Origin of the sequence: Paenibacillus sp. EKM301P, from assembly GCF_011800295.1 — a bacterium.
GTDB classification, from domain to species: Bacteria; Bacillota; Bacilli; order Paenibacillales; family Paenibacillaceae; genus Paenibacillus; species Paenibacillus polymyxa.
The window spans coordinates 122,594-140,800 of the sequence record NZ_JAALFM010000001.1 but is presented as its reverse complement, the minus strand read 5'-3'; the positions used below and the strand labels follow the sequence as shown (position 1 = coordinate 140,800).

Sequence of the window (18,207 nt, the reverse complement as noted above, 5' to 3'; positions counted from 1 at the left end):
AAGGAGGTAGACCGCTCCGCGATTCATTTGATCTTACGATCGCTGTTGCCTGCAGATTTTCTGAATATATGTACAAAGGGGAAAATCCGCAGGCAAAGGCGAACGCTGCGCTTCTCCAGATTCAAATGAATCGCTCCGCTACGGACCGTCTTAAAAGCATCATACTTTCTGGAGTGAAGTAGTAAGAAAAGATTTAAAGCGGGCGAAGGTTCTCTTCCCGCTTTTTTGTTATTTGAAGAGCCGATGGAATAGTCCTTTACTACTTATTAATAAAGAAAAAAAAGACCACCCGGGTAAAGCCCCGGGTGGTAGCTACTTTTAGTAAAGTAGCTGAGTAGGATAGGAGTGGAGAGAAACCATACTGTACTTTTATTATATGTATACGTTTTCATTTTGTCAATATTTTTTTTAAAGCGTTTTCTTTTTGTTTAATTATCCTTATTGGTGCTCTAAATGAAACACTTTGATTGGATTTGTCATTTATCTTGAATAAACTTAAAATCCATTGAAAAGCGGTTTAAATGAATTAGCTGCCAGCGTTAGGGAGCCTTTGATGGAAATCGTGGGGATTTTGGACTTTTTTACTGGCGGCCATTTTGTGGTACAATGGGTAAGTCCATTTTGGATATTGAATATTGTTGGGGATAGCACCGTTAATGTTGGCACTACATAGGGTAAGAAAATAACAAATGTTCCATGATGCTGTTTCATCCATTTGCGCAGAGGGCGCAACTTTTTTTGGCCTGTTCGGTATATATAGACAGAATCGGACGGGAAAACAGCACATGTATGGGCGAGGAGGGTCTCACTCGGATGATGACAGATTCCCAGATGATTCAGGAAATCAAACAAGGTAATGTTGAGGTTTATTCAGAATTAATGAGGCGGCACCAACGTAAAATTTTAGCTTTTGTTTATCATATGCTGAAAAGTTCGAACCTGGAAATGATTGCTGAGGACTTATGCTCGGAGACGTTTTATAAAGCGTATCGGAGCCTGCATTCTTTTCGCGAGGTAGATGCATCGTTCTCCACTTGGCTATATACAATTGCACGCAATACGGTGCTAAGTGAGCTTCGCAAGCACCGTAGTGGTCAGGTTCCATTGGAAGAGAGCGGTTATGTACCGGTAGCTCCATCGGATGTAATTCCGGAGCAGGCTGTTCTTCGCGGTGAGAAGGTAGAGATGGTTCGTGAAGCAATCAACAGATTGCCTGAGAAGCAGCGATCTGCGCTGATTTTGCGTGAATATGAGCAATTAGATTATCAGGAGATTGCGACTATTTTAGGACAGACGGTCAGTGCGGTGAAGTCATTGCTTTTCCGGGCAAGAACCAGTGTGAAGACGCAGTTGGAGCCTTATTTTTTTGAGCCTCTCTATGAGGAAAACGAAGGGATGAGCAGCCAATGAAATCCAGGGACGCTGAGGATTTGTTCGCTACAGGCAAAAATGTATCGAAACAAGACTCGGAGCGCAGACGGGCCAAAAGCTCGTCTGCCGGGTGGGAGCATGGTTCGGAAGAGAATGATTGGAATTTGTCAAAAGAAAGTCGATCGGCTATTCGTGATATTTCCTTTGAAATAACAGATGATAAGCTAGAGGCAATGAATCGTAGAGTCATGGATCGAATTTATGAAGAATCACCGTGGCTTGTTCCGGGCGAGCATCGACGTGCGCGTGTGAACCCAGCAGCCCGTAAGTATATGTCTGTATGGATCGCCGGCTTTTTGGCCGTATTTTTGTGCAGCTTTTTGTTTTTGAACTGGAATGGAAGCTCCTCTCAGGAAAATCCCCCCCAAGCGGCTCCTGTCATGGACACGGGTATTTTACCGACAGGCCTGCTGGAAACTACAAGTACATCTCCACAGTATCAATACCACATTAAAGATGTGAATAGTGGCATTATGGATCCGCTGGTTGCAAGCATTGTTCCTACTTACCCGCAATACTGGATGTTGTTGTCTGTATTGGCACTTGCGCTTGCTTTATTTTCTCTGGGCTGGATCCATCGGACGAGAAGAGTTAGAAATTAGCTGGCAGATGGGCTCCATATAAAATTCATTATATGCCTGAATAACACAACAGCGGAGGACTGACACAATGCTTATTGGCTTGATCAGACATGGATTGACGGATTGGAATGCGGTAGGAAAAATCCAGGGGCACAGTGATATTCCGTTGAATGAGGAAGGGCGTCGGCAGGCACGCTTGCTGGCAGAACGATTGAAGGAAGAGCCTTATCAATGGGACGGGCTTATTACAAGTAGTCTCTCCAGAGCGAAAGAGACGGGGGATATTATTGCCTCTGCCCTGCATTTGCCATTGCTGGAACCTGATGATCGACTAAGAGAACGTGCTTATGGTCAGGTCGAGGGGATGACACAGGCCGAACGTGAAGAGAAGTGGGGAGTTGACTGGCATCTGCTGGATTTAGGGCAGGAAAGCGATGCAGATCTTCAGCTTCGTGCGCTAGCTTTTATGGAGGCTCTTTGGACGGAAAATCGGGACAAGAATCTGTTGATCGTTTCCCACGGGGGTTTCTTGGCTAATTTGTATAAGGCTCTGTATCAGGAAAAATTTACAGAACGAATTGGAAATTTGTCACTAAGTGTACTCCAGCGTGAGGATGCGGACTGGGAACCGCTTTTATATAATTGCACGAAGCATTTGCAAGAGAAAAAGTGACTGCAACTCCAATACTTTGTGAAAGACCACGGCTTCTACTCATTGTAGAGTCGTGGTCTTTTTGTTTTTTTAATTATACCTTTGCAAAAAAAGAGGTTTAGAGTCTGAAGATTCCGTCAAAGCTGTGGGTACAACAGGTAAGAATCATTTCCGGATGACAGTCCAGTGACGAGGCGATGGAACAATGAATCTGGCGGATATGCTGACATTTGCGGATATTGTGCATTTGAACAGAATCGCAGTGTATTACGATTGTGACTGCAAACCTAATTCCAAGCATGAGTTGATCCAAGGGATTTTGACAAAGCTCGGCAGTAGTAGTTTTTTTGAGACGCAGGTCAAGGAGCTGAGGTTGTCAGAGGTAAGGTTTTTGAATGCGCTATTGTTCGATGACCGACCTTATTTCAGTATGGAGGAATTGATTGCGATTGCCAAACAGTCTGTCGAGCAGGACGGAGATGTTGGTGAGCGACCACGAGATATTGTGACCCGTCTACGTTCTAGCGGCTGGTTGTTCAATGGTTCAACGCACAATACGAGATATTTGTACCAAATTCCTTCGGATATGAAGGAGCGCTTTCGGCGTGTTATGGTACATGACTTTCAAAACGGAATGATCCGGGTAAGCGAACCGTCGTCGTACCGGGATGAAGGGCATCTACTGGCGGAGGATTTACGGCTTTTCCTTCAATATATGAGGCAGCATGAGGTTCTGCTTAATCCTGAGGGAGCTTGGTACCGTCGCAATCAGCAGCAGCTAATGGAGCATTTGCACATTGCGGAGCCGTTATTGGGTAAAGGAGGATGGCGTTTTGGCTATGGTTCCTCTTTTAAGTTTTATCCGGATCGAATGGCATTACTGTATGATTACGCCCGGCACTCCAAGTATATTGAGGAGAAGGGAGACAGGGTTGAGCTGACCGCAAAAGGGGAGGCACAACAGGAACTCGCAATTGAGGATGAAATGATACAGCTATTCAGGTTTTGGTTAAGATTGTATAAAGGAGCCGTACCCAATCTGCTTTCACTAGTCTACTGGATTGGAGAATGTGCCAGGCCATGGACTTCCTCAGAGTCGCTTTTTGTGCATATCGGCCCACTGATCCGACCGTTTTACTATGATACCTCCCGTTCGGTCTTTGATCAGAGGATTATACGAATGATGCTTCACTTGGGTATGCTTCGACAAGGTGAGCATCCGACAGGACCCTCTGTACAAATGACGGCCTGGGGGCAGAAGTTGGCGGGAGAGTGCCGTCTTGGGCGAAACGACTCGGGTATACAGCTCCATTGACAAGCAGTACACATGTTGATAGAATTTCACCCAAAATATGAGAGGGTGAAGTTGATGCTAATTCACTACAACGGAAACTTGCCACAACTCCATTCATCTGTCTATGTGGCAGAAGGAGTAAAAATTGTCGGAAAAGTAACGATCGGCCAAGATTCCTCCGTATGGTTTAATGCCGTACTGCGCGGGGATATGGCGCCTATCATCATCGGTGAACGCTGCAATATTCAGGATGGTGTCGTGGGACATGTGAACACGAATCAGCCCCTGTTGCTGGCGGATGATATTTCGGTAGGACATGCTGCCATTATCCACGGTTGTACGATAGGCAAAGGCACTTTAATTGGTATGGGGGCCATTGTACTCAACGGAGCGGAGCTTGGTGAATATGCTTTAATAGGAGCAGGGTCGGTCGTTACGGAAAATACCAAAATACCACCCTATACTCTTTCTATCGGTACACCTGCCAAAGTGGTGCGCGAATTGACAGATGCAGATTTACAGCGGATGTCACGAACGACACTCAGCTATGTGGCGAAAGGAAAAGAATATAGGATCTCTTAAACTCATGTTGGAGGTGCATCCTATGGATAAAATGAAGGTTACTTATGAGGTAATGTTGGGCCTGTCTGCTGAGATGGTTTTGGACGAGGCATTACGTAAACACCGGAGTGAAAAACTCTACAAGGATATTGATGAGGCGTTAGCCTCCGGAGATGAAGTAGCTTTTCGTCATCTTACGGATGAGCTGAAAGCAATGAGTTAGAACGCTTTTGGTAAGCTTAAGGTGGTCATTTTGACCAAGCGCCAGTTCGAGATTATATCATCAAACCTGACTGTAACGGCGGTCAGGTTTTTTTGATACGCTTGGATATGATATAGTCATTGTAGGATAGTGCCTGTACAAGGCAACTGTCGTATGAACGGAGGATGAAGGACGTGTCGTTATCTTATTTGTGGAGCCGGTCGTTCTTGACGAGCCGGCCCTTTTTGTGGCTGCTGTTCTGGTGTAATTTAGTTGGAACGGTGTATGGGTACATATGGTATGGGGGACAGCTGGAATATACACTGAATTATCACCCGGCGTGGCAGATTGTATTTGTGCCTGATAGTCCGACGGCCAGCCTATTTTTTACAATTTCCATAGCATTTTTGCTCTATCCTCCGCAATTCAAAAGCTTGAAGGTCATTCGCCAAATCATGGAAGCGTTGGCTGTCGTTACGAGTGTAAAGTACGGCATTTGGGCTTCGGCTATTATTTTGTGGGGAGTTGCGCAGGGGGGGCCTATGGTGTGGCAGGATTGGATGCTGATAGCATCTCACACAGCAATGGCGGTCGAAGCGTTACTGTTTGTACGGTTTTTTAGCTGCAAATGGATTGCTTTATGCTTAGCCGCACTTTGGACATTGTTAAATGATACGATGGATTATACCTATGGCATATACCCTTATCTTCCCAGGACGCTAACGGATGATGTGACGCAAGTGCGTACTTTTACCTACATGCTGACCCTTGTTAGTATTGTAGCGGCATGGCTTGCCATGCTAGCACGCAATCGAAAGGTATCGTCTTATCGTGAACTAGCTTGAGTCTTTTGAATGGAGAAATAGAGATGCATATCGTTATAAATCAGAAGGAATATGTATTCCAAAAAGGCATCCGTGATGATCACAAAATAAAAGTAAGCTTTAATTATTTAGCAAAACAGAGTTTTGGTTTTGATTTTGAAACCTGGTTTCAATTGGGGGATTGCAAACTACAGGAATCAAGGTTTGAGTCGGTTTTTAGTAGAGCAAGCGCTGAAAGATTGGCATGGCAATTGTGACGGTATCTATCTGTTTGGAAATGATAGTGTGAAGGATTTTTATCCTAGATTGGGCTTCGCTTCGGCACCTGAGTATCAATGTAGTCGGAAGGCACCTACCAGCAACCTAAACATAAAGATTGATCAATTAAATATGGAAGAAATGCCGGATTTGCAGTTGTTGAAAATGAAGAGTGCTGACTTCAATCCGTATTCACTTTTTTCTGCGGAAAACAATGAGTGGTTGGTTTTATTTTATAGTACGTTATTTTTTAAAGACAAGTTTTTTTGGCACATACCTCAATACGATACGATTGTTGTTGCAGGTTTCGAAGGAGATACGATGAACTGTTACGATATTTTTGGAGCGGGCGACATTCCTTATACTACACTGTTTTATATGACTAAGCACCCAAACAGATGTAATGAAAATCCACTTATGTTTCCTGTTTTGTCCAGAGCATAGCCGGTTTCGAATGATTCACCTAAAGCCAGTTCTAGTCCCGTTAACCTTGCCATACAGTAAGGTGAGGAGGGATGTCCCATGATTAGGGGTCGGGGGGTTCGTATTACGTTACGTGTGGTTTCGAGTATTGTGTTATCCATGGTCCTGCTGCTGTCCGTCTACGTCCCTCCAGGTATGGCAGAAGCGCGCGATCAGCCAAAACCCGAAGGTAATAGCAAGGAAATTGAAGAACTGGATCATGCAGCTGCGACACTGTACCGTGACGTAATGGACGGGAATATTGAAAAAGCGCGTGCGGATGTAGCCGAGGTGAGCAGATGGTTCAGCACTGGACAGGTACAGGCCACGCTATCTGTAGAGGCCATTCATGCTCTATCCGGCAGCATCCTGGAGGTGCAGCAAGCTACACAGTCGGTTCAAGCATCACCGGATGAATGGGTGAAGGCAGTGGCCAATTTACGGCTTGCGACAGATGCGCTTGCGCACCCGCGCCAGCCTTTATGGCAGCAGTATTATAAGATTTTAAGAGAAGATGTTAGCGGCTTGAATAACCAGTTTGCTAAAGGGAATATGAAGGGATTCAAAGCTGGAACCGCAGTTCTAGAGGATCACTATGAAACGATCCGTACAGCAGCATTGATCCAGGGCAGAACAACCGAGGTCGTGCGGACTGATTCCTGGATTTCCTACGTCAGAGGATTGGGGGATCAGCAAAATGCAGATGCCTCAGCGATTAGAGGAGCATTGGACCAGGGCAACCCGACGTTGAATGCCTTGTTTGGACGTGAAAAAGATGCTACCGCACTGGCGCCATTTATCCCGCGTGAGAGTGAGCGCCGGGCTGAATTGGCTATCGGCATGATTGTGCTGTTGGCGCTGGCCTATGCAGGTTATCGTAAATATCGGGCTGGCTTCACTGGGTAATGATGAAAGTTTGAACATTCGCGTCGTTGGCTGTAAAGCCATTCATAGATGTCAGCCCATTGCCCGGATTACCGGGCTATTCCTCTTTGAACCCCTCGCCATGTACATCATGAACATCCTGAATGATGATAAACGCCCGTGGATCAACTGATTTAACAATTTGATGCAGTCGTCTTATTTCCTGACGGGACACGACACAATAGGCAACATGCTTGGCCTGTTTGGAAAATGCACCTACAGCCGGAATAATGGTAACTCCGCGATCCATGTCCCTGGTAATAATATCTGCAATGTCCATCGTATGGTCGCTGATAATCATAAAGGCTCTGGCAGAGTAGGCCCCTTCTTGTATAAAATCAATAATCTTGGACGCGATGAACACAGCCACTAATGTATATAGAATTTTTTCTTTGGGTATGTAAAGTAGTGAAGCACCGATAATGACAATATCAATGACCAGTAGAATCCTTCCCATACTCCAGCCAAACTTCCGGTTTAAAATACGAGCGATAATATCCGAGCCTCCAGTAGTGCCGCCAAAGCGAAACACAATACCTAACCCGGCCCCAAGCGTAACCCCTGCATATAATGAAGAAAGTATAAAATCGTGTTCAGTCTGAAAGGTCCCCATCCATCCGAGATGAATCATTTTTTCAAACAACCACAAAAAGAATGTGAGCGACCCGATACCAACCCCCGTGTATATAATCTGCTTGCCCCCAAGCATTTTCCATCCAATTAAAAATAATGGAATGTTCAGTAACAAAGTGGAGAGAGAAGGTGAAATCGAAAAAGCATAATTTAGCAGCAGGGTGATCCCTGTAATACCGCCTTCCATCAGTTTACTGGGTATAATAAAATAAAGCAGACCGAATGCATAGATGGCGGTGCCAAATACGATGGGCAAAATCAATTTAAGCTGTTCCATGGACTTGGATATTTTCATATGATCCCTCACAGTAGCAGTTTAAGGCTGTGCGACTACATACAATTTTTTTGCTAAATCGCAGACCCTTATGTTTAGTATACCTTTTTGCGGCATCTTTAAAAGACAGATGACTGCAAGTTGGTATCGCTAGTTCACAATTAAAAAAAATTTGTTTTAAAATGTGCTTTACGATAACATATGAATAAACCTGCACATGGGGGGATTGCGTGTTTCATGGAAAAATCGTTAGATGAAATTCAACGTGAGGTGGACCAGTACATCTCTCAATTTAAGGAAGGGTACTTTAGTCCTTTGGCCATGTTGGCCAGGATGTCCGAGGAAGTCGGTGAACTGGCGAGGGAAGTCAATCACTCCTTTGGTGAGAAGCCGAAAAAAAAGGATGAGGCGGACAATTCCATTGAGCTGGAGCTGGGGGACATTTTGTTCATCACTGTTTGCTTTGCGAACTCACTGGGTATCAATTTGACTGAGGCACATGATAAGGTTATGCATAAATTTAACACGCGTGACGCGAATCGCTGGACCAAAAAGGACACCGATTAGGCGTTTTGTACATATGCTGTACCAAACCGGTTACCCGGAGGTGCAGTGTCATGAAGGCGGAGGAATACGTTCAAAAAGCTTATCAGTGCATTTTGCAGAACGATTTTGAGCAGGCGGTGGAATGGTTTGAAAAAGCGATTTCAGCCCAGCCTGATCATGCGGAGCATTATTTCCGTTGCTCGGTTACCTATGCTCGCAGTGGACGATTGGAGCAGGCCCTGGCATATGCAGAGCATGCGGTCCGTCTCGCTCCACAGCAGGATGAATATGTTCTCCATCTGCATGCGCAGGAAGCCAGGCAGTATACAGAAAAAGCCAGAAAAATGCTGGAGGTCGACAGAGCTACGCCACAGATGCGCCAGGATGCGATTTTGCTGCTCGAACGGGCAATTTCCCTTGATCCGTTATGTGGTGACGCATTTTTACTGCTCGCTTTGATTTATGACGAATTGAATGAATATAAGCTGGCTGTGCAGGCTGCTCGTGAGGCTGCAGCGCTGTTTCCTCATAATGTGCAGCTTGCCAACCTCATGAAGAAATTATGCCAGCAGATGAATGAACAAATCTAGCACAAATGGATGCATAAGGAGTTGTAGGGATATGTCAGAACCAATAAAAGTGGCTGTCGTTGGAGCAGCAGGGCGTATGGGCCGTGAGGTGGTCAAATTGGTTCTTCAGGATGAGGAACTACAGCTTGTAGCCGCAGTGAACAGAACACACGCCGGCAGTGATGCCGGCCTTCTCGTCGGACTACCGGAAGCTGGTATCGCTATTATGGAGGATGTAGAGCAGGCTTTACTGGAGAGCCGAGCCGATGTCATGGTTGACTTTACGGGGCCGCGTTTTGCGTACGCACATACAGCGCTTGCTATTAAGCATGGAGTTCGTCCAGTTATCGGTACGACAGGGTTTACTCCTGAACAAATTGATGAACTGGACAAGCAGTGTCGTGAGCAACAAATTGGTGGTCTGATTGCGCCCAACTTTTCGATCGGCGTCATTTTGATGATGCGGTTTGCGGCTCAGGCAGCGAAGTATTTCCCACATCTGGAAATCATCGAATATCATGGTGACCAAAAATTGGACGCGCCCTCAGGTACAGCCATTAAGACTGCTGAACTGATCGCCGAGCAGCGTCAGGAGCTACGACAAGGCAACCCGGAAGAGGAAGAAACGCTAGAAGGATCGCGTGGCGGTTACTATCAAGGCTTCCGCATTCACAGTGTCCGTCTTCCCGGTGTGTTCGCACAGCAAGAAGTCATATTTGGAGGATTTGGACAATCTCTGAAAATTCGTCAGGATTCATATGAACGGGCTGGATACATGCCTGGTGTTAAAATCGGTATCCAGAAGGTAATGGAGCAGCCGGGGCTTGTATATGGTTTTGAGCATTACATTGATTAAGAATATACGAATGAATTGATGAATGGAATTATAGAATGAGGCAGGAGGAATTTCGAATGTTAAAGATTGCATTTATAGCGCATGATCGCAAAAAGGATGAAATGGTTAATTTTATTACGGCATATGAGCATGTTTTTACAGATCACCAATTATATTCAACAGGTACAACAGGTCAGCGCATTATGGAGCAAACCAAGCTTCAAATTCACCGCTTCATGTCTGGGCCGCTTGGTGGAGATCAGCAAATCGGGGCTATGGTTGCGCAAAATGACATGGACTTGATTATATTTTTGCGTGATCCACTCATGGCACAGCCGCATGAGCCGGACATTAGCGCATTATTACGTCTGTGTGATGTACAGGGGATTCCTTTGGCAACCAACGTTGCAACTGCTGAAATACTGGTTAAAGCGTTGGATCGTGGCGATTTTGCTTGGCGTGAGCTGGTACATAAATATAAACCGGGCATTGACCAGCAGGGTGATGTAAAATGACGCTGGACATCCTGATTTTCGGAGCCCATGCCGACGATGCAGAAATAGGAATGGGAGGCACGATTGCCAAGCATACAGCCGCTGGGTTAAAGGTGGGGGTGTGCGATTTGACACGGGCTGAAATGTCATCTAATGGTGATGTGGATACTCGTATGGCAGAAGCTGAACACGCTTCAAAAGTGCTCGGGCTGGCTGTGCGGACGAATTTGGGTCTGCCTGATCGTGGGTTATATGTAACTCCTGAACATGTAGCTGCAGTTACAGCAGAAATCAGACGCCATGCACCAAAAATTGTATTTGCTCCTTATTGGGAGGATCGGCATCCGGATCATGTCATGTGCAGCAAGCTAGTAGAGGAAGCTGTGTTTAACGCCAAGTTGAGACGCTTTATGCCAGAAAGTCCTGCGGTACAGGTAGAGCAATTATATTTTTACTTTATTAATGATATCGGCAGAACGGACTTGATCGTGGACATTACCGAGCATTATGAAGCCAAGGAACAGTCGTTGTTGAGTTATGTTTCGCAATTTCAGGCAGCGCCTGGGAAGGATACGGTATCCACACCACTGAATCAGGGGTATGTGGAACGTGTAAAAGCTCGGGACTCGTTGTTGGGTCAACGTAAACTGATTTCATATGCAGAAGGATTTGCGTCCAAAACGCCATATCTGGTTAAGCTATTCAAATAAGGACTATATACTTACGCATGTTGTAGAATGCTGAAATACATGGGCATACGAGTGATTATGGATGGACGGAAGGAGGCAGCTTAGCTTGAATGACAAACTGAAAATTGGGATTACCTGTTATCCGTCGCTGGGTGGCTCTGGCGTTGTGGCTACAGAGCTGGGCAAGTTGCTGGCAGAAAAAGGGCATGAGGTTCATTTTATTGCCAATAGCATTCCGTTCAGATTAGGCGGGGCGTTCCAGAAGAATATTTTTTATCATGAAGTTGAGGTTAACGATTATTACGTGTTTAGATATCCGCCATATGATTTGTCGCTAGCGACAAAAATGGCCCAGGTGGCTCAAATGAAGAATTTGGATGTACTCCATGTCCATTATGCTGTTCCGCATGCAGTATGCGCATATTTGGCGAAGGAAATGGTGGGCGATCATTTGAAAGTGGTTACCACCCTGCACGGTACAGATATTACAGTGTTGGCACAGGATGAATCATTAAAGGATCTGATTCGACTGGCTATTAACAAAAGTGACGCTGTGACAGCCGTCTCCAAAGATTTGATTCGGGAGACGATTGATGCGTTGGAAATAACACGACCTATTGATTTGACTTACAACTTTGTAGATAAACGAGTATATTATCCACGAGATGCTGCTGCGCTTAGGAGAGATTTTGCCCAACCGCACGAAAAAATTATGATGCATATTTCCAATTTCCGTCCTGTCAAAAGGGTGGGAGATGTGCTGGATATATTCGACAGAGTGCAACAAAAGGTACCTGCGAAGCTACTGTTGGTGGGAGAAGGACCGGATCTTCCGAAAATTCGTTGTAAAATCGAAAGTTTAGGCTTACAGGACAAAGTCTTCTTTTTAGGTAAGCAGGATCAAATCGCAGAAGTGATTTCTATGGCAGATGTGCTGTTGCTTCCGTCGGAGAAAGAAAGTTTTGGTCTAGTTGCGCTGGAAGCCATGGCTTGTGGAGTGCCAACAATCGGTTCTCAGGCAGGAGGAGTACCTGAACTCGTTGTACATGGAAGTACGGGGTATCTGGCTGAAATCGGTAATACAGAGGCGATGGCAGAATATGCTGTAGAACTGTTGTCCGATGAAGCAATGGCGGAACGTTTCCGTGAAGCGTGCCTGACACGCGCACGTACCGTATTCTGTGATAAGCTGATTACTCGTCAATATGAAGAGATTTATTACCGTGTGTTGGGACGCGAGGTGCCGGATCTTAAACCGATCAGCGTTTAAGGGGGCGGACTCGCGTCCGTTTTTTTATTGAATACTTGCAAAGGGGGAAACCCTGTGAATACAAATACTTGGCAACATGCTGACCCAGAGATGGCTCTTCACGGCAGAGAGGTCATACATACACTAACCACAGCAGGCCACGAAGCTTATTGGGTCGGTGGCTGTGTGCGGGATGAGCTATTAGGACGTGCTATTCATGATATGGATCTGACCACCTCGGCTGAACCTGAAGAGGTCTTAGCGCTATTCCCTCATGTTATTCCGACAGGAATCCAGCATGGGACGGTAACGGTCATGCAGGACGGTCATGCGTTCGAGGTGACCACTTTTCGTACGGAAAGCGGTTATACCGATCACCGCCGTCCGACGGAAGTATCCTTTGTGAAGGACATCCGTGAGGATCTGATGCGGCGCGATTTTACGATGAACGCAATCGCGATGGCTGAACATGGGGAGCGAGTGGACCCGTTTGGAGGGGAAGCAGATTTGCGAGCCTCTCTCGTTCGTTGTGTGGGACGAGCTGAGGAACGTTTTGAGGAGGACGGGCTGCGAATGCTGCGCTGCATCCGTTTTGCCTCTGTATTTCGGTTCCGAGTGGCCTACAATACTTGGAAAGGTATGACTCGTCGCAGAGAGGGACTTAGATACATAGCCATGGAACGGGTGCGAGTCGAGTTAGAAAAGATGCTAGCGGGACCTGATCCATTACGTGGGCTGGAGATGCTGGGTCGTAGTGGATTGCTGGGCTGTACGAAGGTTCCGGTTCCCTGGGAACAATGTGACGCACAGGCGCTCCAGGAGATCGTGCAGCTGCCAGCAGAGCTGCGGTGGGGTTTGCTCCTTATGTCTTGTAGACTTAGCTCAGAGGCAGCGGACGAGCTTTTAAGAGCTTGGACTTTCTCCAACGCTGTACGTCTACGTTTGGTTCATTTATTGGAATGGGAGACTGAGCTCATCAGTCATGCTGTTGCCCTAGCTGGCAACTCAGTTTCGAGGGATCCTGACCGTATCAACGATGAGGAATTACGTCGTAGCTGGATTCGATTGTTAATTAAGCTGGGAAAGGACACAGCTTCAGACTGGCTGGAGCTTCACAAGACACTGCCTTCTTCGTTCCGTGGATTACCGCCATGGGTAGAAAAGCATGTGAAGAAAATTGCCGAACTGGCAAACTCGTGGACTCAGCAGGCAGGAGTCGTTCGGATCAAGGATTTAAATATTACTGGAAATGAACTGGTTCAGGCAATGAATCGACCAGGTGGACCTTGGCTGGGACAGATGATGGAACGGCTTTTACAAGCGGTCGCTTGCGGAGATATCCCGAATGAAACAGAAACATTGCTTCAGGAAGTGAAACGGGTGATGAGTAGTGAATAATCATGAAAGATTGTTAGGCATACTGGAGGAAGGTTCATCCGATTACGTATCCGGGGAGGAGATTAGCCGACGACTGTCGGTTAGTCGTACAGCGGTATGGAAGCAGATCAACAAACTGCGTGAGCTGGGTTATAATATCGATGCCTCCTCACGTCGGGGCTATCGGCTGATCTCTCAGCCAGACCGGCTGGAAGTCTCCAAATTGGCAGGTATGTTAACCACTCAATCGTTTGGTCAGCGTATCGTTATTCTGGACTCAACAGTATCCACTCAGCAGGATGCAATGCGTTTGGCAGAAGAGGGTGCGCTGGAGGGAACGTTAGTGCTTGCGGAGGAACAAACGGCAGGTCGGGGACGTCTGGGGCGGAAATGGTATTCCCCTCGCGGCAAAGGTATCTGGATGAGCATTGTATTGCGCCCCACCCAGCCCTTGGCCTTTACCCCCCAGCTAACGCTGTTAACAGGCGTGGCGGTGTGTAGGGCTATTCGCCGACTGACGGGTGTAGAGGCAGGCATCAAATGGCCCAACGATCTGCTGATTCATGGTCGCAAGGTATCCGGTATTCTGCTGGAATCTGCAACAGAGGATCAACGGGTTCGGTACTGCATTGCAGGGATTGGCATTGACGTTAATTTGAATGTAGAAGATTACCCGGAAGAGTTATCCCATGTAGGGACATCTTTGAAAATAGAGGCAGGGCTTGAAATTGACCGTACTGCGCTGATTGCTGCTGTTTTGGAAGAAATGGAGCAGCTAAGCAAGCTATATGCCGATCAGGGGTTCCAGCCTATAGCCATGCTGTGGGAGGCGTTATCCGTGACGATGAACCGCAGCGTACGGGCACATACGGGACAAGGGATGGCGGTAGAAGGTACAGCGGTTGGCTTGGACCCTTCAGGAGCACTTGTAATTGAAACGGACCACGGTGAGCGAATCCAGGTCATATCAGGGGATATACATTTGTAGAAGCGACCCTAGCTGAGCATACGACCACAATCTTTCTGTTTCCTGTGTAAAACTTCACGTGAAAAAGCTGATATTTTTTGTTATACTGTGCAGGAGGCGGCATCGGACGGTCCGAGCTGCACTCCAAGGGCACATGCTCTACTTTAGTAAGTTTGTAAGACCATCATAACTTCATTTGAAGGTTACGTTGGATTCTGCTCTGAGCCGAACAGGACCGAGACAGAAGGGACGATCTCAAAATGAGTGTCTTTTTTGGCTGTTCGGACCTTTTGATGACGCAGATGTACAGGCGTTCATAAAAGGTTATTTTTTGTGCCAAAAAAAGATGGAAGGGAGCCATTCACAATGGCAGGAAAACAAGCACTGAATATTGTAAAAATGAAAAAAATGAAGCAAGAGGGCATTCCGCTCAGTATGCTGACCGCCTATGATTATCCATCGGCAAAAATAGCCGAGGAGGCGGGAATTGATATCATTCTCGTGGGTGATTCGCTGGGTAACGTAGTTCTTGGTTACGATTCGACCATCCCAGTGACCCTGGATGATATGGTGTACCATTCCCGGACAGTGGCAAGAGGCGCCGAGCATACGTTCATCGTAGCGGACATGCCTTTTATGACATATCACGGCAGCATATCTGAAAGTCTTCAAGGCATCCGTCGTCTGATGCAGGAAGGACATGCGCATGCTGTTAAATTGGAGGGCGGAGCTGAAATTGCCGATGTCGTAAAAGCGACTGTTCAGGCAGGTGTACCTGTGCTAGGACATATCGGACTTACTCCGCAATCGGTTAATCAGATTGGCGGTTATCGCATTCAAGGTAAGGACGAAGCAGACGCACGCCGCTTAATGGCTGATGCCAAGGCGTTAGAGCAGGCGGGTGCCTTTGGTATTGTACTGGAATTGGTGACTGAGGAAGTGGCAACGGCGATCTCTAAAGAACTTTCCATTCCAACCATTGGAATCGGTGCAGGACGTGGATGTGACGGTCAGGTACTTGTTTATCACGATCTAATTCAATATGCATCGCCATATTTCAGTAAACGTTTTGTTAAAACCTATGCCGATGTAGGCGGCTTGATCCGCAGCAGCATTGAGCAGTATGTGAGCGATGTGAAAGGGCGGGCATTCCCGGCCGCAGAGCATGTGTTCAGCGCGGATGATCGCGTTGTGGAGTCCCTGGAGTCCTTGTACGGTCAGGCAAAAGGACAAGCGCAGGAACAAGCTAAGGAAAAGGTGGAATCACAGTCATGATCATCGTAAGAGAAGTGGCTCAACTGCGTAAGGTTATTGCCGAGCGTCGGCAGCTTGGGGCCAATGGAGCAAAAATGCTACACGATTCTGCCTCTGTACAACAACATAAAGTCGGCTTTGTACCAACAATGGGATACCTGCACGAAGGGCACGCGAGCTTGATGCAAAAGGCGCGTGAAATGGCAGATACGGTCGTGCTTAGTATTTTCGTTAATCCAATTCAATTTGGACCTACCGAGGATTTGGACAGCTATCCTCGCGATGAAGCTCGTGATCTGGAAGTAGCACGGCGCGAAGGCGTGGATATTGTCTTTTTGCCGACTGTAGCAGAAATGTATCCACAGCCAACTCAAACCAAAATTCGCGTATCCGCTTTGACAGACCGCTTGTGCGGCGCTTCCCGTCCTGGCCATTTTGATGGTGTGACTACAGTGGTAGCCAAGCTGTTTAACATGGTAGGTCCTGATTTGGCCTTCTTTGGCATGAAGGATGCGCAACAGGTTGCTGTGCTTCAACAAATGGTGACTGATCTTAATATGAATGTGACCCTCATACCTTGTCCTATCGTTAGAGAGGCCGATGGTTTGGCCCTTAGCTCCCGTAATGTCTATTTAAGTGCGGAACAGCGAGAGCAGGCGTTAGTGCTGTCCCAGTCACTGCGCAAGGTGCAAGAAGTGAGCGAAGATATTGTGCAGAACACCATTACGATTGAGCAGTTGCGTCAAATGGTGGAGTCGACCATCGCCTCATCTCCTTTGGCAGATATTGACTATATTGAAATATTAACATTTCCTGGCCTGGAGCCCCTTCGCCCTGAGCAGCGCCTATGTGATGTGCAAGAAGATGTCATTGTTGCGCTAGCCGTAAAATTTGGGAATACCCGACTGATTGATAATATAAGAATACAGAAAGTGGAGGTACTTTCCCATGTTTAGAACTATGATGAAATCAAAAATTCACCGCGCGACGGTTACCGAAGCTAACCTGAACTACGTGGGAAGTATTACCATAGATGAGGATTTAATGGAGACATCGGATTTACTGGAGAATGAAAAGGTTCAAATTGTAAACAATAATAATGGAGTTCGACTGGAAACCTATGTGATCCCCGGACCGCGTGGGAGCGGCGTGATTTGTCTCAACGGTGCGGCAGCCCGTCTGGTCCAGCCCGGTGATACAGTCATTATTATTTCCTATGCTTCCATGTCAAATGAAGAGGCCAAAACATACAAACCAACTGTGGTATTTGTGGATGAACATAATAAACCAGCCCAAACGATGAACAAGGAAGTACATGCAACGATCATGTAATGAATGGGAATGCGGATGAAACCCGTCTTTTAAGCGAAAAATGTGAGTGTATTAATCCATCTTTCGTAAGGGCGGGATGCACATGTTCCAGCATGTATTCGCAGAAATGAACAGCATGTTAGATGATATCGTGAAGCATTACCCATCAGCCCAGGGCCCCCGCAGACAGGAGCTGCTACAGCACTGGAGTCTGCTGCGGAGAATGAGTGACGGAATTATGGATGAGTGGCTGGCCTTTGAGGAAAAAATGGTTTACCTGCGTGCAGCAGGATTTTCTGCAGAGGCCGACATGTCTGACGCTGAGCTGCCTGAAAAGGAGCTACCGGCATTTAACCGGGGGCAGGGGTATTATCGCTTACTTATGTACCCGGAGGCAATCCAGCAATTTGAGCAGGTGCTACAGCATTTTCCGAACAGCTGGCAGAGTCACATGTATATGGGAATGGCTCATTTTCAACTGGATGATCCAGCAGAGGCTATAAGCCAGTTTCAAAAGGTGCTGCACCTGACTGAACAGCCAGGGCTAAAAGCGGTCATCTATAATGCGCTGGGTTGTTTGATGGCAAAGCAGGCTGACGTAAAAGAGGCGCAAAAATATTTTGCTCTCGCGCATCAGTTCGATCCAACGTTGCCCGAGCCACTGCACAATATGCAAGCCTGTTTGTCCGGTGTCGAAAAGCTTCGCTACGACAGCTCCATGTTGACCTGGATGTAGTTGTCAGACACCGAGTAAGACGATGCATGCCCACCTCTCTTAGGCGGCGTGTGCATCGTCTTTTTTGGCTGTCTTAATTTCCAA

General features: G+C 46.8%; 22 protein-coding genes. 21 read left to right on the top strand and 1 reads right to left on the bottom strand.

From position 1 onward, the window contains the following. Positions 1-813 precede the first annotated feature (813 nt). The 9 genes from HFD99_RS00645 (at position 814) to HFD99_RS00600 (ending at position 7,171) form a co-directional block, all read left to right on the top strand. The gene (locus HFD99_RS00645; RefSeq protein ID WP_013310707.1) at positions 814-1,410 is read left to right on the top strand and encodes an RNA polymerase sigma factor; all 597 of its coding nucleotides are present in this window, start codon (positions 814-816) and stop codon (positions 1,408-1,410) included. Next, positions 1,407-2,033: a hypothetical protein gene (locus HFD99_RS00640; RefSeq protein WP_013371659.1), complete on the top strand. Its 627-nt coding sequence runs from the start codon at positions 1,407-1,409 to the stop codon at positions 2,031-2,033. The genes HFD99_RS00645 and HFD99_RS00640 overlap by 4 nt, the downstream gene beginning before the upstream one ends. Before the next feature lie 67 nt (positions 2,034-2,100). Beyond that, positions 2,101-2,685, top strand: a complete 585-nt coding sequence (locus tag HFD99_RS00635; protein ID WP_025365124.1) for a histidine phosphatase family protein — start codon at positions 2,101-2,103, stop codon at positions 2,683-2,685. A gap of 184 nt (positions 2,686-2,869) precedes the next feature. Further along, positions 2,870-3,979: a hypothetical protein gene (locus HFD99_RS00630; protein WP_016822195.1), complete on the top strand. Its 1,110-nt coding sequence runs from the start codon at positions 2,870-2,872 to the stop codon at positions 3,977-3,979. 54 nt (positions 3,980-4,033) lie between these two features. Next, positions 4,034-4,540, top strand: coding sequence for a gamma carbonic anhydrase family protein (locus tag HFD99_RS00625; protein ID WP_090890187.1), 507 nt, complete (start codon positions 4,034-4,036; stop codon positions 4,538-4,540). 22 nt (positions 4,541-4,562) lie between these two features. Then, positions 4,563-4,742, top strand: a complete 180-nt coding sequence (locus tag HFD99_RS00620; protein ID WP_013371655.1) for an IDEAL domain-containing protein — start codon at positions 4,563-4,565, stop codon at positions 4,740-4,742. Between the two features lie 173 nt (positions 4,743-4,915). Beyond that, positions 4,916-5,566: a DUF1405 domain-containing protein gene (locus HFD99_RS00615; protein ID WP_113050328.1), complete on the top strand. Its 651-nt coding sequence runs from the start codon at positions 4,916-4,918 to the stop codon at positions 5,564-5,566. Between the two features lie 129 nt (positions 5,567-5,695). Continuing rightward, entirely contained in the window at positions 5,696-6,247 is a 552-nt protein-coding gene (locus HFD99_RS00605; protein WP_225164769.1) for a GNAT family N-acetyltransferase, read from the top strand. A 78-nt stretch (positions 6,248-6,325) separates the two neighbouring features. Next, positions 6,326-7,171, top strand: a complete 846-nt coding sequence (locus HFD99_RS00600) for a sporulation protein YpjB (RefSeq protein WP_090890195.1) — start codon at positions 6,326-6,328, stop codon at positions 7,169-7,171. 76 nt (positions 7,172-7,247) lie between these two features. Here HFD99_RS00600 and HFD99_RS00595 read toward each other — a convergent pair whose 3' ends face one another. Beyond that, entirely contained in the window at positions 7,248-8,117 is an 870-nt protein-coding gene (locus tag HFD99_RS00595; RefSeq protein ID WP_016822189.1) for a YitT family protein, read from the bottom strand. A gap of 216 nt (positions 8,118-8,333) precedes the next feature. Between HFD99_RS00595 and HFD99_RS00590 the strand changes: the two genes are divergently transcribed. The 12 genes from HFD99_RS00590 (at position 8,334) to HFD99_RS00535 (ending at position 18,123) form a co-directional block, all read left to right on the top strand. Further along, positions 8,334-8,663 carry a nucleotide pyrophosphohydrolase gene (locus tag HFD99_RS00590; protein ID WP_019687850.1) on the top strand — a complete coding sequence of 110 codons (330 nt, stop codon included), beginning with the start codon at positions 8,334-8,336 and terminating at the stop codon, positions 8,661-8,663. A gap of 50 nt (positions 8,664-8,713) precedes the next feature. Then, entirely contained in the window at positions 8,714-9,232 is a 519-nt protein-coding gene (locus HFD99_RS00585) for a tetratricopeptide repeat protein (protein ID WP_016822188.1), read from the top strand. 31 nt (positions 9,233-9,263) lie between these two features. Continuing rightward, positions 9,264-10,067, top strand: a complete 804-nt coding sequence (gene dapB / locus HFD99_RS00580; protein WP_016822187.1) for a 4-hydroxy-tetrahydrodipicolinate reductase — start codon at positions 9,264-9,266, stop codon at positions 10,065-10,067. A 56-nt stretch (positions 10,068-10,123) separates the two neighbouring features. Beyond that, complete coding sequence (mgsA, locus tag HFD99_RS00575; RefSeq protein ID WP_013371648.1) at positions 10,124-10,561, top strand: methylglyoxal synthase; 438 nt, start codon at positions 10,124-10,126, stop codon at positions 10,559-10,561. Continuing rightward, positions 10,558-11,250 carry a bacillithiol biosynthesis deacetylase BshB1 gene (gene bshB1 / locus HFD99_RS00570; RefSeq protein ID WP_016822186.1) on the top strand — a complete coding sequence of 231 codons (693 nt, stop codon included), beginning with the start codon at positions 10,558-10,560 and terminating at the stop codon, positions 11,248-11,250. The genes mgsA and bshB1 overlap by 4 nt, the downstream gene beginning before the upstream one ends. Positions 11,251-11,335: 85 nt before the next feature. After that, complete coding sequence (gene bshA, locus HFD99_RS00565; RefSeq protein ID WP_016822185.1) at positions 11,336-12,499, top strand: N-acetyl-alpha-D-glucosaminyl L-malate synthase BshA; 1,164 nt, start codon at positions 11,336-11,338, stop codon at positions 12,497-12,499. A gap of 54 nt (positions 12,500-12,553) precedes the next feature. After that, the gene (locus HFD99_RS00560) at positions 12,554-13,876 is read left to right on the top strand and encodes a CCA tRNA nucleotidyltransferase (protein WP_016822184.1); all 1,323 of its coding nucleotides are present in this window, start codon (positions 12,554-12,556) and stop codon (positions 13,874-13,876) included. Further along, a complete protein-coding gene (locus HFD99_RS00555) occupies positions 13,869-14,843 on the top strand; it encodes a biotin--[acetyl-CoA-carboxylase] ligase (protein WP_016822183.1) in 975 nt (324 codons plus the stop codon). Before HFD99_RS00560 ends, HFD99_RS00555 begins: the two co-directional genes overlap by 8 nt. Positions 14,844-15,188: 345 nt before the next feature. Beyond that, entirely contained in the window at positions 15,189-16,097 is a 909-nt protein-coding gene (gene panB / locus HFD99_RS00550; protein ID WP_016822182.1) for a 3-methyl-2-oxobutanoate hydroxymethyltransferase, read from the top strand. Beyond that, the gene (gene panC, locus HFD99_RS00545; protein WP_019687846.1) at positions 16,094-17,032 is read left to right on the top strand and encodes a pantoate--beta-alanine ligase; all 939 of its coding nucleotides are present in this window, start codon (positions 16,094-16,096) and stop codon (positions 17,030-17,032) included. The genes panB and panC overlap by 4 nt, the downstream gene beginning before the upstream one ends. Beyond that, positions 17,025-17,408, top strand: coding sequence for an aspartate 1-decarboxylase (gene panD / locus HFD99_RS00540; RefSeq protein ID WP_123797336.1), 384 nt, complete (start codon positions 17,025-17,027; stop codon positions 17,406-17,408). The genes panC and panD overlap by 8 nt, the downstream gene beginning before the upstream one ends. Before the next feature lie 82 nt (positions 17,409-17,490). Further along, on the top strand, positions 17,491-18,123 hold the full coding sequence (locus HFD99_RS00535; protein WP_016822180.1) for a tetratricopeptide repeat protein: 633 nt from the start codon (positions 17,491-17,493) through the stop codon (positions 18,121-18,123). The last annotated feature ends 84 nt before the right edge of the window (positions 18,124-18,207 follow it).